The following is a 14,989-nucleotide window of genomic DNA, read 5'->3' as shown; positions in this document are numbered from 1 at the left end:
TAGTTATATAGCATATGAAATCGAAATATATATTATGTTGAATGATAATATCATTGGATAATAGTGGTTACTTAAATTTAAAATAGTTTTTTAGCTGTTTTTAGTAAATCCTGACGAAATGGACGTTGCATATGTTGTATTGCATCATTGATGTCATGATGTACTAATTTTTCGTTTTGTACTCCAATGCAACGTCCTTTATAACCTTGTAATAATAGCTCAATAGAATATGCTCCCATTCTAGATGCTAGAATACGATCGTAAGCCACTGGTTTTCCTCCGCGTTGAATATATCCTAAAACGGTAGCACGAGTTTCTCTACCAGTTTTTTCTTCAATGTATTGTGCTAAATAAAATATATTACAAATACGTTCGGTAATAGTTACTATTGCATGTTTTTTTCCTTTGGAAATACCAGATTTAATTTCATTTACTAAATCTTGCGCATTAAATTCTACTTCGGGAACTACAATAAATTCGCAACCTCCAGCTATTGCTGCTGCCATAGTTAAATCGCCACAACAACGCCCCATTACTTCTACAATAGAAATACGTTGATGTGAAGAGGATGTGTCACGCAATCTATCAATTGCATCAACAATTGTTTCTAAAGCTGTGAAATAACCAATCGTGTAATCTGTTCCAGCAACATCGTTATCGATAGTACCAGGTAATCCTATACAAGGGAATCCTATATCACTTAGTTTTTTAGCTCCTAAATAAGATCCATCTCCTCCAATTATTATAAGGGCATCTAATTTGCGTTTATATATATTATTAATAGTTGTTGCTCTAATGGCATCTTCTTTAAATTCGGGAAAACGTGCAGAACCAAGAAAAGTACCCCCTCGATTTATTATTTCTGAAACACTACGACGACTTAATTGCATCATTCGATTTTGAAATAACCCTAAATAACCATCATATATTCCATACACTTCTAATCCTTCAGAAAGACCTGCTCGTACTACGCCTCGAATAGCCGCATTCATTCCTGGAGAGTCACCACCGCTTGTTAGCACTCCTATTTTTTTTATCATATGTAGAACTCTATTATGTTGTTTATTAGCAGAGCAGATCATAGCCATATTTTTATTTAATTATGCAAATTAAATAAAAATATGGCTATGTAAAACATATACAAATAAAAAGCTATATTAAATATATATAATTATATATAAAATTATAGTAAATTTTTAATTTACTAAATGTTTAGTTAAATTAAAGAATATTAGGTAATAGTACTTTTAGAAATTGAATACTGAAATATTATTTTCATTTATTTGGTTTATATTTGTATTAAATATATCAATTGTATCATATTGTATCTACTTGTAATGAAATAGATTAGTTTTATATCTTTTTAAGATTTAATCTATGTACTAGTATAATTTTATAAGATTACATATAAGAAGAAAATATTTTTAATCATATAGTTAGTGTTTTAGATATACAATTATTTTAATTTTCTGATAAAGAAAGTATTAAATTTTATTGTGTATATTGCGCATTTGATTAAATTATGTATAGATTGTAATATATTTATATTTGTAGTATATATTATTAATTTTACCTGTCAAAATATGAAAATCTTTTTGTATATTTAATGATTTATACTAATAAATATTATAGTCTTACATATACGTTCGGTATAACAGTATTTTATTGTGTTACGTCGTGAATATTTACTTAAAATAGTATATATTTTATTTTCATGCAGTAAATTATTATAATTTATTAATTTTTTTTACAAGTCTGGCAGGTTTTCCTGCCACCGTAGCATACGGTGGCACGGAATGTAGTACAACAGATCCGGCTCCAATTTTGGCTCCATATCCTATTTCAATATTGCCTAGAATAATGGAACTGGCTCCAATCATCACTTTTTGTCTAATTTTAGGATGCCGATCGCCATTTATTTTACCAGTTCCTCCTAAAGTGACAGATTGCATTATAGATACATCATTTTCTATAACTGATGTTTCTCCGATTACTACTCCAGTAGCATGATCTATCATAACACCGCTTCCAACACTTGCAGCAGGATGAATATCGACATTAAAAGCAGTAGAAATATGGTTATAAAAATACATAGACAATTCTTGACGATTATTATTCCATAGCCAATGAGAAATGCGATGTGCTTGTAATGCATGAAATCCTTTAAAATATAAAAAAGGAGTAAAATACTTGGTTACAGATGGATCATTCAAATGTATTGCATAAATATCTTGTGCTGCAGCAGTAATTATATTTTCATCAGAATTATATATATTTTCTAACATTTTGGTTATATCAGTTATAGGTATATCTACATTATTCAATTTTTTAGATAGTATATGAATTAACGCATTCTTAAAATTTTTATGTTTTAATATAGTCATATATATAAAATTAGCCAATATAGGTTCAGATTCGGTTAATAACCTTGCTTCAACTTTAATGTTATTCCAAACTATTTCTAATATATTTAAAGGCATAAGTTTACCTTATTTCATAATATTATTAATAACTAAATAGACATACTATTAATTATTCTAGTTATTAAATTTTTTCTTTTTTTTGTGTACGTTGTAATAAAGAATAAGCTGCATCATGAACATTTTTATTTTGATATAATATCTGATACACTTGTTCAGTAATGGGCATATCTATTTTGTATTTAATAGATAACATATATACTTCTTTTACGTTTAAGAATCCTTCTATTATTTGTCCAATATTTTTTTGGGCATGATGCGTATTGAAACCTCGCCCCAACAATATCCCAAAGCGACGATTGCGTGATTGATCATCAGTGCAGGTTAATACTAAATCTCCTAATCCAGCCAATCCCATAAAAGTTTCTGGCATTGCTCCAATTGCTGTTCCGAGGCGTGACATCTCAGCTAAACCTCGTGTAATTAGCGCTGTTCGTGCGTTTGATCCAAACCCTATTCCATCAGAAATACCTGCTCCAATAGCGATAATATTCTTTATTGCTCCTGCTATTTGGATACCAATAATGTCAGTATTACTATATATTCTAAAATTTTTATTGCAATGTAGTATTTTTTGTAAATCGTAATTTAATATAGCGTCGGTGGAAGCTAATGTTATTGCAGTAGGCAATCCTATAGCGAGTTCTCTAGCAAAAGTTGGGCCAGAAATAATTGCAATAGGCACATCATTTCCTAAAATATCACGTGTCACATCTTTTAAAAAACGACCAGTTTTAGGTTCTAAACCTTTAGATGCTATGATAATACGCGTATTGTGCTTTAAGTTTGGCTTTATTTGCATCAAAACATGACTGAATACATGACTTGGTACTGCAATTAATAAATTTAGGCAGGTAGCTAAGGTTACTGATAGAGATTTTTCTAAATATAACGATGGCGGGAAAGGTATATTTGGTAAATAGGCTTGATTACATCGGTGAGTTTTAAGTGTTTGAATATGAGTATTATTATGGCCCCATAATAATACTGTATGGCCGTTTTTAGATAACGCAATAGCCATGGCTGTACCGTAGGATCCGGCTCCAATTATTGTAATAGTAGGATGTACAATAGACATAGTCGTGAAACTCAATTATTTCAGAATACTAATTTTTAGGATGTATTATCATATTTTTAAAGACTTAATAAATAAAATGTCGAAATTAATTGGATCTAAATTAAATTGAGGGAAAGTTCCTCTAGACACTTGGCTACTTATGCATTCACTGGCGTAAGGAAATAAAATACCTGGACAATATGCACCGAGACAATGTATCATCTGTGTTTTATTCAGTCCTGAAATATTAAAAATCCCGGCTTGTTTTACTTGACATAAAAAAGCCGTATTTTCCTCAATTCTTGCAGTAACAGTGATACATAATACTACTTCATAGGCATTAGCATAGATATTAGCTGAATTGCTATTTAAATCTACCGTAATTTTTGGATTCCAGGTTGTTTGAAAAACTTCAGGAGTGTTTGGAGCTTCAAACGAAACATCTTTGGTATATATTCGTTTTACATGAAATGCCGCATTATTTTTATTATTTTCTAGCACATCAACACCTTATAATCTTCGATGTTAATAAAAAATTATTATTTTTTAATTTTATTTTTTAGTTAAAATTAAATTTAATTGTCCCTCGTTATCTAATGATATCAAATCATCTGATCCTCCAATATGTAAACCATTTATAAAAATCTGTGGTACTGTAGTACAACCATTAGATCGCTGTTGCATTTCTATATACATACTATTTGATGAGTTATTATGATCTATGGGAATTTCTTTAAAATCTAATGATTTTTTTATTAATAATTTTTTGGCACGATCACAGTAAGGACAATTTATTTTTGTGTAAATTTCAATGTAAGCCATTTTTACTCTCATTATTTTAATATTTTGTTTGTTAGTAACAAAGGAAAATTATCAAATTTCCAACCAACTATACCACCATGAAGTACATATACTTCTTCGAATTTTAATTTGTACAAGTGTTGTTTAATTGAGTGAGCTAGTGAATTATTATCATGTACTACAATTAATGGAGATCTTTTAAATTTTTTTAATTTACAAATATTATTGTTTTTGATGTCTTTTATTGAAACATTAATGCTGTTTGTTATGTGTCCTGAGCAATAGTCATCGTGACTACGAATATCTATTACTATTGCTTTTTTTTTGTTTATTAATAAAATCGCTTGATCACGCAATATTTCGGAAGATTTGAATAAATAACTATTAATTGTAGTATATAAAGTTGCGATTAATAAGAGTATCCATACGATACTTAGTATCGTATGTTGTTGTAAAAATATTGTTATTTCCTGTATATACATGGGTTATAGCCTTATTTAAAACAACATTATATTATTAAATTTATTTATTCTTGTGAATAAGTATAATATAGTTTTGATTAAATCAATAGTACTATTAATAATCATAATAAAATTTTAAAAAATATATGTTTTAGTTTAAATAATATTTGTATAAATGAATTTAAATAATATTTAATCAATTGTAGTGTATAAATGTATTAAATTTTTAATTATAAATATACACGTATATGTATAACATATTTTGTGTTTTAACAAAATTTGGCATATTATATTATGAATATATTAATAAATGAATATTATTCATGATATATTTTGATTCTTAGTGTTATTAATCAAATCATAATTAATGATTATTTTGTGTTGGTATTTATTGGTTGTAACAACATAGAAAATAATATATCAACATAGTGATATAAACAATATATATGATTATATTTTATATAAAAGTATTAAAAAAGAATTTAAGTTATTGTATTTATTATACCTAATATGTATGTAATTATACGAGTAATATATGATTATAGTTACTGGTGGAGCGGGATTTATAGGCTGCAATATTATTAAAGCATTAAATAATATTTCATATAAAAATATTTTAGTAGTAGATAATTTAAAGAATGGAATGAAATATAAGAATTTAATAAATGTGTATATTGCAGACTACATAGATAAGAATCGTTTTATTAAAAATATAGTGGACAGTCCTGTTGGTTCTTATATTAAAAATATAGATGTAGTGTTTCATGAAGGAGCTTGCTCTTCCACTACTGAATGGGACGGTAAATATATGATGGAAAATAATTATCAATATTCTAAGGATCTATTATTGTATTGTGTTAAAAGCAATATTCCCTTTATATATGCTTCTTCTGCATCGGTGTATGGGAAAGATACTAGTATGATTGTTAATTCTCAGAAATATGAACGACCCATTAATATATATAGTTATTCTAAATTTTTGTTTGATCAATATGTACATGCAATGTTGCCAAAGGTTACGTCTCAAATTTGTGGATTAAGATATTTTAATGTTTATGGGCCTTATGAAGAACATAAAGGTAGTATGGCGAGTATAATATTTCAATTATATAGACAAATTAAAAGTAAGAAACGCCCAATATTATTTGTTGGGAGTAAAGAGTTAAAACGAGATTTTATACATGTTGAAGATATTGTTGATATAAATCTTTGGGCTTGGAGTAATAATATGTCTGGAATTTTTGATTGTGGTATTGGTAAGGCTGTGTCATTTGAAGTAATTGCGAATACTATACTAAGTTTTTTTCATAAAGATATAACTATTGAGTATATTTCTATGCCAAACAAAATCCGTGACCATTATCAGTTTTTTACTCAAGCAAATATTTATCAGTTAAGGAAAGCAGGATATAATAAGCAGTTTATTGATATTAATCAAGGTATATACCAGTATTTAAAATGGTTATCATGTAACGATATTGATCGTTATCATATTATGCAGTGAGTCAAGTATAGTGTTGTGGTTATATGAAAGTGTTAGTGGTTAGTCCTTCATGGATTGGTGATGCTGTGATGTCACATAGCATGTATCGTTTACTTATTAGTAAATATTGTTCTAACATACAGATTGATGTGATTACTTCAATGTGGTGTAAAGATCTTTTTCATTATATCCCTGAAGTGAATCGCACGTTATTTATTCCTTATGGACATGGAGTATTAGAGCTTTCAAAATGTTTTCGTCTGGGAAGAGTTTTAAAAAATGAAAAATATCAACAGGCAATAATATTACCTAATTCGTTTAAATCAGCTTTAATACCATTTTTTGCAGATATTCCAATTCGTACTGGATGGCGTGGAGAGATGAGGTACGGTGTAATAAATGATTTAAGGATACTTAAATTCGCATCGTTTCCGTTAATGATACAACGTTATGCTGCTTTAGCATATGATAGAAATATTATAAAAAATTTTTGTGATTTACCTAATCCGTTACCATGGCCTTATTTAAATATAAACAAAAAAGAAATTGAAGATGTATTATGTAAATTTAATTTAGATAGTCATAAGAAACTATTGATTGGATTATGTCCAGGTTCAGGATTTGGATTGTCTAAAAGTTGGCCTCATTACCATTATGTAACATTAGCTATGCAATTAATTTATTGTGGATACCATGTGGTGATTTTGGGGTCTTCTACAGATCAATTAATTAATAAATTTATTAAATATAGTATTCTGAAAAATTTGAAACAATATTATGACAATCTTATAGGGATTACATCTTTAAGTGAAGCTATTGCAATTATAGCAGCATGTAAGGGAATTGTTAGTAATGATTCTGGTTTGATGCACATAGCTTGTGCATTGAAATGTCCTGTAGTAGGATTGTACGGTCCTAGTAATCCTGATTTTACTCCTCCTTTATTTAGTCAATCTATTGTGCTCCGTTGTATTAAAGGATGTTATACTATGCAAAAATATAGCACTTTATATGATGGTTATCATAGTAGTTTAATAAACATTACTCCAGATCAAGTTTTAAAGGCATTAAAGAAGTTATTACATTAATTAATAAATGTTTTTTCATGAAGGTTTTAATTATAAAAGTTTCTTCTATGGGAGATATTATACATACCTTGCCTGCGATTACTGATGCATCAGTTTCTGTACCGAATATATCATTTAACTGGGTTGTAGAAGAAACTTTTTCTGAGATTCTTAGTTGGCATCCAGCGATACATCAAATTATTCCTATAAACCTTAGATTTTGGATTAAAAATTGGCATAATACTTCTTCATGGAAGAAGTATTATGAATGTATTCAAGAATTAAAAAAAACAGAATATGATGTAATTATTGATGCTCAGGGTTTATTGAAGACATCGTTGTTAATAACATGTTTTTCGCGTGGCGAAAAACATGGAATGGATTATATAAGTATACGGGAACCTATTAGTTCTTTATTTTATCATAAACGACATTGTGTAAATAAAATCCAACATGCTGTAGAACGTATTCGTCAGCTTTTTTCGTTTAGTTTAAAATATCCTGTACCGTCTTGTGTAGGAAAATATAATATTGAGCATTTATTTCCACCTCAAAAAAATAATGTTCCTTATTTAATATTTTTTCATTCTACTACCCAAGTAAAAAAACATTGGCCGGAATTTAACTGGAGCGTTATAGCACGGTGTGCTATTAATGCAGGTTATCATATTAAATTACCTTTTTGGACAAAAAATGAAGAATTACGTATTAATCGATTAGTAAAATTATTTTATAACCAAATAACAGTCTTACCAAAATTAACATTACAAGAAATTGCTATGCAAATAGCTGGAGCGACAGCAATAATATCTGTTGATACTGGACTTAGTCATTTAGCAGCAGCACTTGGTTGTCCTAATTTAACATTATATGGACCAACTGATCCTGAATTAATTGGAACATATGGACAAAATCAAATTATTTTATATTCTTCAACTAAAAAAATGGAACATTTGAGTCCTATGTATGTCTGGGAAATATTTCAGAAGGTTTTAACTTTGACAATGACTTAAGAATATTCTTAAACTTATTTATTATAATTTAATAATAACATTATTGTTTTTGAGCATAGATTCTTTTAAGTATAAAAATATTACTATTAGTTATAGTTTTAACATTTATGTATTTTTAATAATTTAAAGTTATTTTGTTTGAAAAAATCAATATTTAGAACGTATAATATATATTATGTATAATTTAATACTATTATTTTAAAGCAATTAAAATTATATGATATTTGGTATTAATTATTTATAATTAATGAGTTTGGTATATAAATTTCAGGTATTTATTTTTTTAATAAAAGTTATTAGGATATGTTTAATATTTCAGCGTTTCCACTTCTGTATCTATGAAATTACGGTGATTGTATAGAGCTATATTATAATTTTAGAATGTTGTATATTTTTGAGTATTGTTAATTTACGTATATTTGATTGTTTGAATTGTTTAATATTATTTGAGTAAAATGAAACAATTTATGCAATAACAAATATTAATTTTTAAGTAAATTATGATTATATTCATATATAAATATGTACTAAAATTAGTAATTTTAATTATTTTTTATTAATATGAAAAATATTAAAATAAAATAGATAATATTGTTTTTATTATTGAAATTTTATTAAATTTATATATATATATTTTAATAATTTATTTTTTAATTTTTATAGGAATGGATTGTTAAATCGTATTTTATGAGATATATCAATATTGATATATGATTAAATTTCACATACTTTCCTTAAAGTGGTAGTTATAGATATATTAACTGAATATTTTGAGATATCATATGTTTGTACTATATATTGGAATATATAGTATTATTATGTATATTGCTCAACCTATAATATGGATACGATTATTATGGCGTAGTAGGAAATCACCATCATATCGTAAACGTTGGTTAGAGCGTTATGGATTCTATCATAAACCTGTTAAATCTGATGGTATTATTTTGCATGCTGTGTCTCTTGGGGAAACATTAGCAGCTATTCCTCTGATACGTGCTTTACAAAAACGTTATCCGAAAATAACTATTACATTAACCGCGATGACTCCAACAGGAATAGAATTGGCACAGTCTAGGTTTCAGGGCAATACACATTGTAGTTATTTACCATATGATTTACCTGGTTCTATGAAACGATTTATTGATCAAGTTAGACCCAGATTGGTTATTGCTATGGAAACTGAATTATGGCCGAATCTTATTAATATATTATATCAACGAAATATTCCTTTTGTTATTGTTAATGCTCGTCTCTCATTTCGTTCTTTTATTGGGTATAAGAGGTTTAGTTATTTTATTTCATTAATTATGGAACGTATTACTTTTATCGCTGCTCAAAATAAAGGGGACGCTATTCGATTTCTTAAGTTAGGATTAAAAAAAAATCAGTTATTTGTTACAGGTAATTTAAAGTTTGATATTGAGATGTCTCAGGATTTGTTAAATAAAATTTCATTTTTAAAAAAAACTTGGATTAAAGAACGACAGGTATGGATCGCTAGTAGCACTCATGAAGGGGAGGAAAAATTATTGCTACAAGCACATAAACATCTTTTGACAATATTTCCTAATTTACTGATGATTTTAGCTCCGCGCCATCCAGAACGTTTTATTAACGTTAGAAGTATTACTGAACAAGCTGGATTTTCCTATATTATGAGAAGTGGTGGAGTTGCGCCATCTCAAGAAACACAGGTAATTATTAATGATACTATAGGAGAGTTGATGTTGTTGTATGGTATTTCGGATATAGCTTTTATTGGAGGTAGTTTAGTGAAACATGGAGGACATAACCCGTTAGAGCCAGCAGCACACTCTATTCCGTTGATTATGGGTCCATATACTTTTAATTTTCATGATATTTGTATTAAATTATATGAATCAGATGGATTAATTACTGTAACTGATACTAAATCTTTAATAAGTACTATTGCTATGCTGCTTACAAATAAACAGTGTCGTTTAAATTATGGTTATAGAGCTATTAAAGTTCTAAAACATAATCAAGGTGCGTTGCAACAATTATTATATTTATTAGATAATTATTTATTAATTAGAAGGTGATTTTTTATATTTAAAAAAAAATATTAATTGTTGATTTAATGATATAAAATTTAAGTGTTATCATGATTTTGTTATTATTTAAAAATATAGTAATACCCATGTGTAACATTACACATTGAAACCACCTTTATACAATATAATTAAAATATAGAATTAAATTAGAAAACATAGTGATTGGAATATTATAGTATGATTTGATGTGTTTATACTCATTCTCGATGCACCATGATTATAAACAAATAATTTTGTGTATTTTATATAAATAGAAAGGTATTGTTTTAATTTTTGTATATTCATGTACAATTGTAATATACATATATGTATAATATTGAAATTGTTTATATTGGAATTTATAATTATATGTAGGTATTTATAATATAAATAATTAAATTTTAATAATATTTTTTTTAAAGTGCATGCATGTATTAGATAATAATTATACTTAATTAAGGTTGTGGCATAAGAGTTGATATTTTTATCTTTGATGAATATTTGTTAAATTTTAATACGAATAGTTTGAATATCTAGAAATATGGGAATTAAATCTATTTATTTGCTAAAATATGTTTAATGATTAGTATCTGATTTTTTCTCTTTTGAGATATATTTGTATTTTCACTAAATATTTAAATTTTAAATTCAGACTATATAAATAAAAAATTTGTTTAATTTATTATATAGATAAATGTGCTTTGTGGGGTTTGTTTTAATCACTGAAAAATGTAATTTTTATATATGATGATAACTCATGCAATGTATCCAGGAACGTTTGATCCATTAACTTATGGGCATTTAGATATAATTATTAGAGCCCATAAAATTTTTGATGAAATATTTTTAGCAGTAGCTGAAAATCCACAAAAAAATCCTATGTTTAGTCTTAAGGAACGTGTAGTATTTGCAAAACAAGCAACTGCAACATTATCTAATGTAACAGTGTTTGGGTTTAATGACTTAACAATAAATGTTATGAAAAAAAAACAAGTAAATATTTTAATTCGTGGTTTAAGAACTAGATCAGATTTTGAATATGAGATACAACTTGCAAAAATTAATAATTATTTTGAAAAAGAAATAGAAACGATATTTATGACATCTACAGGAATTTGGGCATATCTTTCTTCTAGATTAGTTAAGGAGATTGCTCAATATGGAGGGAAAATAGATCAATTTATTCCTAATTTTATTGCCAAAAAAGTTATGGAAAAATTAAGAAATACTTCAAAAAATATAGAGACCTTGTGATTTTTTAAAAGCCTTATAAGTAAGTACTCTATCTGTATAATCAATTATACAGATAGTATTGTATGTAGTCATTACTTATTAGTAATGAGTAATGTAATGGTGTCAAAAAAATTTAATATGATGACCGCTACTGGTTGGTTCTAAATTGGAATTAAATATATCGTATTATATTTTAAAACCATAATATAGTGTATTAATTTCATAGCATATTTATCTGAATCTAAATTTATTTAGATTATTTTAATAATAAGTTATAAGAAATATTTATCTCTTTTTTATTTATTTAACTGCTTTTCCTTCTATGTATAAGACATGTTTTTGCACAAAAGGATCAAACTTTTTTAATTTTATTTTGTCAGGGTTAGTGCGTTTGTTTTTAGTAGTACTGTAATAATGTCCATTATTAGAAGAAGAAAATAAACGAATCGTTTCTCGTATTTCTTTAGCCATTGCGTAATTCCTTTTTCAATATTATTTATTTTTGGAATATAAATTAGATAAAAAGTATTCAATGCCTAATTTATCAATTAATCGCATACCTTTTGTAGATATCCGTAACGTAAAGTAGCGCTTTTTACTTTCAATCCAAAAACGATGGGAATGAATATTAGGTATAAACCAGCGTTTGGTTGCATTCATTGCGTGAGAACGTTTATTTCCATTCATAGGACGTTTTCCAGTAATTTGGCATATTCGTGTCACAATTATTCTCCTAATTGTTATTATTAAATAACTATTTAAAAATAATAATAATAATAATAAGAAAATTATTTTATTTATTTTTCTATAAATTTGTGAATATTTTCTTTATTGAGCCTTCAGTTAAATATTTAGCATAAGATATGCATATTATATTATGATTATTTATTTATATTCTTCATTTTTTGTTTATAAATATAATTAATAAATAATTTTTTTAAAAATTAATATAGATATATATCTAAATTTAATAGATTTAAAATCGAAATTTTGGTTTTGTTATTGTCTGTATATGCATAAATCCATGCTTTTCGTAGATTTATCAAAACATATTATATAGGAATTTGTATATTGTGCACAAGACTATTATTTTACTAAAAATGTTTAATTAATAAAAATTCATTAATTTTATTTATATTAATAAAAACTATCAATTTTTATGATATAACACATAAAACAAATAATCATTAAAATTATGTGAATATAATATGACGGGATTAATTAATAAACGTATCATATTAGGAGTAAGTGGTGGTATTGCCGCATATAAAACTATAGACTTAGTACGATGTTTAAAAGAAAGAGGTTCAGAAGTTAGAGTGATTATGACAAAATCTGCAAAAAAATTTGTTACTCCTTTAAGTTTACAAACAATATCCTGTTATCCAGTTTTAGATAACTTTTTTTCTCCTCAAATAGAGGAGATGACAATGCCTCATATAAAATTGGCTAAATGGGCTGATTTAGTTTTACTTGCTCCGGCTACAGCCAATTTATTAGCTAGATTATCTGTAGGATTATCTAATGATTTATTATGTAGTTTATGTTTAGCTACAACAGCTCCTATTGCTGTTGCACCTTCTATGAATCAACAAATGTATAAAGCTATTGTAACTCAAGCTAATTTAGATATTTTGAGAAAAAGAGGGGTGTTAGTTTGGGGCCCAGATTATGGATATCAAGCTTGTAATGATATTGGTTATGGGCGCATGACGGATCCAAAGATACTCGCTGACTATGTGGAGCATTATTTTTCTCATGACGGTTCTTTAAGTCATCTTAATATTATGATTACTGCTGGTCCTACTCATGAAGCTTTAGATCCTATTCGGTTTTTTACTAATTATAGCTCAGGAAAAATGGGATTTGCTATTGCACAAGCTGCCGCAGATAAAGGAGCAAAAGTTACATTAATTTCAGGACCAGTACATTTGCATACTCCTACTCGAGTGAGACGTATTGATATTATTTCTGCGTTAGATATGAAAGAAGCAGTGATGAAAAACATTAAAAATCAGCATATTTTTATTGGTTGTGCAGCGGTATCAGATTATCGTATTTATCGTTCTTCTCCTGAAAAAATTAAAAAGGATAAAAATACTTTAAAAATAATTATGATTAAAAATCCTGATATTGTGTCGGAAGTAGGATCATTAGTTGATAAACGTCCTTATGTTGTTGGATTTGCTGCTGAAACTAAGAATATAGAAAAATATGCTCAAGATAAGCGTGTTACTAAACATTTAGATTTAATTTGTGCTAATAATATTTCTCATGTGAATCAAGGATTCAATAGTGATAATAATGCTTTATATTTGTTTTGGAATAAAGGTAGTATTATATTGCCTTTAAGAAAAAAAAAATTATTGGCACAACAACTTATTAATGAAATTATTAAGCGTTATAATGAAAACAGTTAATATTAAAATTATTGACAATCGTGTACGTAACCATTTTCGTTTTCCAAGATATGCCACAGCAGGATCTGCCGGATTAGATTTGCCAGCTTGCCTGAATAAATCTTTAATTATTTATCCTGGAGAAACTCATTTAATTTATACTGGTATTGCGATACATATTTCTGATGCAAGGATAGCAGGTGTTATTTTGCCTCGTTCAGGGTTGGGGCATAAATATGGTATTGTTTTAGGAAATTTGGTGGGACTCATAGATTCAGATTATCAAGGAGAGTTAATAGTATCTTTATGGAATCGTGGATCAAAAGAATATGTTGTGCATCCTGGAAAAAGGGTAGCACAGTTGGTTTTTATACCAATAATTAAAGTTAAGTTTTCTGTAGTTAAATCGTTTATTCCTACCAAGCGTGGGTCTAATGGTTTTGGTCATTCGATGTAGAATATAGTCAATTAATATAATGAAAATTAAATTGTATTTGTTAAAGTAGTAATGTAATTATTTTTAAATAATTATGTAAATAAAATATATTATTAATTTGTTGAAATAAAATTTCAAAAACAACGGTATGTTTGATAAGTTATTATATTTATAAATAATATATAAATATTGCGATTAGTCTTTATATAGAGAGAAATGATTTTTTATTATTAACAACGATATATTTATATCGATTTTTATATTAATATTAGGATATAAAAATTATGTACTACATACGATATATACGTATATGTGTATGCACATCTATGTTATAGATGTAATGATATTACATCAGTTTTAATGAAAAAATTCTTATTTAATGTTATTTGTATTTATTAATTAATTTTATTTTATTATAACAATGGTGTTTATATATGCATAATATAGTTTTAAAGTTTAGAATATTGTATTTAGAGTAAATAAAAGTTTTATAAATTATTAT

At 26.8% G+C, this 14,989-nt stretch carries 15 protein-coding genes; 7 read left to right on the top strand and 8 right to left on the bottom strand.

The window, feature by feature from the left end:
• Positions 1–77: 77 nt before the first annotated feature.
• The 6 genes from pfkA to VOI34_RS00740 all read right to left on the bottom strand — a co-directional run bounded on the left by pfkA (position 78) and on the right by VOI34_RS00740 (position 4,820).
• Positions 78–1,040: a 6-phosphofructokinase gene (gene pfkA / locus VOI34_RS00765; protein WP_331828707.1), complete on the bottom strand. Its 963-nt coding sequence runs from the start codon at positions 1,038–1,040 to the stop codon at positions 78–80.
• 687 nt (positions 1,041–1,727) lie between these two features.
• Positions 1,728–2,480, bottom strand: coding sequence for a serine O-acetyltransferase (gene cysE, locus VOI34_RS00760; protein ID WP_331828561.1), 753 nt, complete (start codon positions 2,478–2,480; stop codon positions 1,728–1,730).
• Positions 2,481–2,544: 64 nt separating this feature from the next.
• Positions 2,545–3,558 (bottom strand): NAD(P)H-dependent glycerol-3-phosphate dehydrogenase, encoded by a 1,014-nt coding sequence (gene gpsA, locus VOI34_RS00755; protein WP_331828560.1) that lies wholly within the window; start codon positions 3,556–3,558, stop codon positions 2,545–2,547.
• Between the two features lie 48 nt (positions 3,559–3,606).
• Positions 3,607–4,038: a protein-export chaperone SecB gene (gene secB / locus VOI34_RS00750; protein ID WP_331828559.1), complete on the bottom strand. Its 432-nt coding sequence runs from the start codon at positions 4,036–4,038 to the stop codon at positions 3,607–3,609.
• Between the two features lie 51 nt (positions 4,039–4,089).
• The gene (gene grxC / locus VOI34_RS00745) at positions 4,090–4,359 is read right to left on the bottom strand and encodes a glutaredoxin 3 (RefSeq protein ID WP_331828558.1); all 270 of its coding nucleotides are present in this window, start codon (positions 4,357–4,359) and stop codon (positions 4,090–4,092) included.
• Positions 4,360–4,370: 11 nt separating this feature from the next.
• A complete protein-coding gene (locus tag VOI34_RS00740) occupies positions 4,371–4,820 on the bottom strand; it encodes a rhodanese-like domain-containing protein (RefSeq protein WP_331828557.1) in 450 nt (149 codons plus the stop codon).
• Positions 4,821–5,334: 514 nt separating this feature from the next.
• Between VOI34_RS00740 and rfaD the strand changes: the two genes are divergently transcribed.
• The 5 genes from rfaD (at position 5,335) to coaD (ending at position 11,673) form a co-directional block, all read left to right on the top strand.
• Positions 5,335–6,303, top strand: a complete 969-nt coding sequence (gene rfaD, locus VOI34_RS00735) for an ADP-glyceromanno-heptose 6-epimerase (RefSeq protein ID WP_331828556.1) — start codon at positions 5,335–5,337, stop codon at positions 6,301–6,303.
• A gap of 23 nt (positions 6,304–6,326) precedes the next feature.
• On the top strand, positions 6,327–7,370 hold the full coding sequence (waaF, locus tag VOI34_RS00730; protein WP_331828555.1) for a lipopolysaccharide heptosyltransferase II: 1,044 nt from the start codon (positions 6,327–6,329) through the stop codon (positions 7,368–7,370).
• 17 nt (positions 7,371–7,387) lie between these two features.
• A complete protein-coding gene (gene waaC, locus VOI34_RS00725; RefSeq protein ID WP_331828554.1) occupies positions 7,388–8,362 on the top strand; it encodes a lipopolysaccharide heptosyltransferase I in 975 nt (324 codons plus the stop codon).
• 782 nt (positions 8,363–9,144) lie between these two features.
• Positions 9,145–10,428 carry a lipid IV(A) 3-deoxy-D-manno-octulosonic acid transferase gene (gene waaA / locus VOI34_RS00720; protein ID WP_331828553.1) on the top strand — a complete coding sequence of 428 codons (1,284 nt, stop codon included), beginning with the start codon at positions 9,145–9,147 and terminating at the stop codon, positions 10,426–10,428.
• 738 nt (positions 10,429–11,166) lie between these two features.
• Positions 11,167–11,673 (top strand): pantetheine-phosphate adenylyltransferase, encoded by a 507-nt coding sequence (coaD, locus tag VOI34_RS00715; RefSeq protein WP_331828706.1) that lies wholly within the window; start codon positions 11,167–11,169, stop codon positions 11,671–11,673.
• Positions 11,674–11,952: 279 nt separating this feature from the next.
• Here coaD and rpmG read toward each other — a convergent pair whose 3' ends face one another.
• The gene (gene rpmG, locus VOI34_RS00710; RefSeq protein WP_331828552.1) at positions 11,953–12,123 is read right to left on the bottom strand and encodes a 50S ribosomal protein L33; all 171 of its coding nucleotides are present in this window, start codon (positions 12,121–12,123) and stop codon (positions 11,953–11,955) included.
• Positions 12,124–12,144: 21 nt separating this feature from the next.
• Positions 12,145–12,375, bottom strand: a complete 231-nt coding sequence (gene rpmB / locus VOI34_RS00705; RefSeq protein WP_331828551.1) for a 50S ribosomal protein L28 — start codon at positions 12,373–12,375, stop codon at positions 12,145–12,147.
• A gap of 485 nt (positions 12,376–12,860) precedes the next feature.
• Between rpmB and coaBC the strand changes: the two genes are divergently transcribed.
• Both coaBC and dut read left to right on the top strand, forming a co-directional pair.
• Positions 12,861–14,072: a bifunctional phosphopantothenoylcysteine decarboxylase/phosphopantothenate--cysteine ligase CoaBC gene (gene coaBC, locus VOI34_RS00700; protein WP_331828550.1), complete on the top strand. Its 1,212-nt coding sequence runs from the start codon at positions 12,861–12,863 to the stop codon at positions 14,070–14,072.
• Positions 14,056–14,508, top strand: a complete 453-nt coding sequence (gene dut / locus VOI34_RS00695) for a dUTP diphosphatase (protein WP_331828705.1) — start codon at positions 14,056–14,058, stop codon at positions 14,506–14,508. The genes coaBC and dut overlap by 17 nt, the downstream gene beginning before the upstream one ends.
• Positions 14,509–14,989: the final 481 nt, after the last annotated feature.

Origin of the sequence: Candidatus Blochmannia sp. SNP (genome assembly GCF_036549215.1) — a bacterium.
Classification (GTDB): domain Bacteria; phylum Pseudomonadota; class Gammaproteobacteria; order Enterobacterales; family Enterobacteriaceae; genus Blochmanniella.
The sequence above is the reverse complement of the archived record's forward strand: the minus strand, read 5'-3'. Positions and strand labels throughout refer to the sequence as shown.

Excerpts from the sequence above, each read along its gene's own strand:
- rfaD (WP_331828556.1), top strand. The coding sequence starts at position 5,335 with ATGATTATAGTTACTGGTGGAGCGGGATTTATAGGCTGCAATATTATT.
- waaF (WP_331828555.1), top strand. The coding sequence starts at position 6,327 with ATGAAAGTGTTAGTGGTTAGTCCTTCATGGATTGGTGATGCTGTGATG.
- rpmG (WP_331828552.1), bottom strand. The coding sequence starts at position 12,123 with ATGGCTAAAGAAATACGAGAAACGATTCGTTTATTTTCTTCTTCTAAT.
- pfkA (WP_331828707.1), bottom strand. The coding sequence starts at position 1,040 with ATGATAAAAAAAATAGGAGTGCTAACAAGCGGTGGTGACTCTCCAGGA.
- gpsA (WP_331828560.1), bottom strand. The coding sequence starts at position 3,558 with ATGTCTATTGTACATCCTACTATTACAATAATTGGAGCCGGATCCTAC.
- VOI34_RS00740 (WP_331828557.1), bottom strand. The coding sequence starts at position 4,820 with ATGTATATACAGGAAATAACAATATTTTTACAACAACATACGATACTA.
- coaD (WP_331828706.1), top strand. The coding sequence starts at position 11,167 with ATGATAACTCATGCAATGTATCCAGGAACGTTTGATCCATTAACTTAT.
- waaC (WP_331828554.1), top strand. The coding sequence starts at position 7,388 with ATGAAGGTTTTAATTATAAAAGTTTCTTCTATGGGAGATATTATACAT.
- waaA (WP_331828553.1), top strand. The coding sequence starts at position 9,145 with ATGTTTGTACTATATATTGGAATATATAGTATTATTATGTATATTGCT.
- grxC (WP_331828558.1), bottom strand. The coding sequence starts at position 4,359 with ATGGCTTACATTGAAATTTACACAAAAATAAATTGTCCTTACTGTGAT.
- cysE (WP_331828561.1), bottom strand. The coding sequence starts at position 2,480 with ATGCCTTTAAATATATTAGAAATAGTTTGGAATAACATTAAAGTTGAA.
- coaBC (WP_331828550.1), top strand. The coding sequence starts at position 12,861 with ATGACGGGATTAATTAATAAACGTATCATATTAGGAGTAAGTGGTGGT.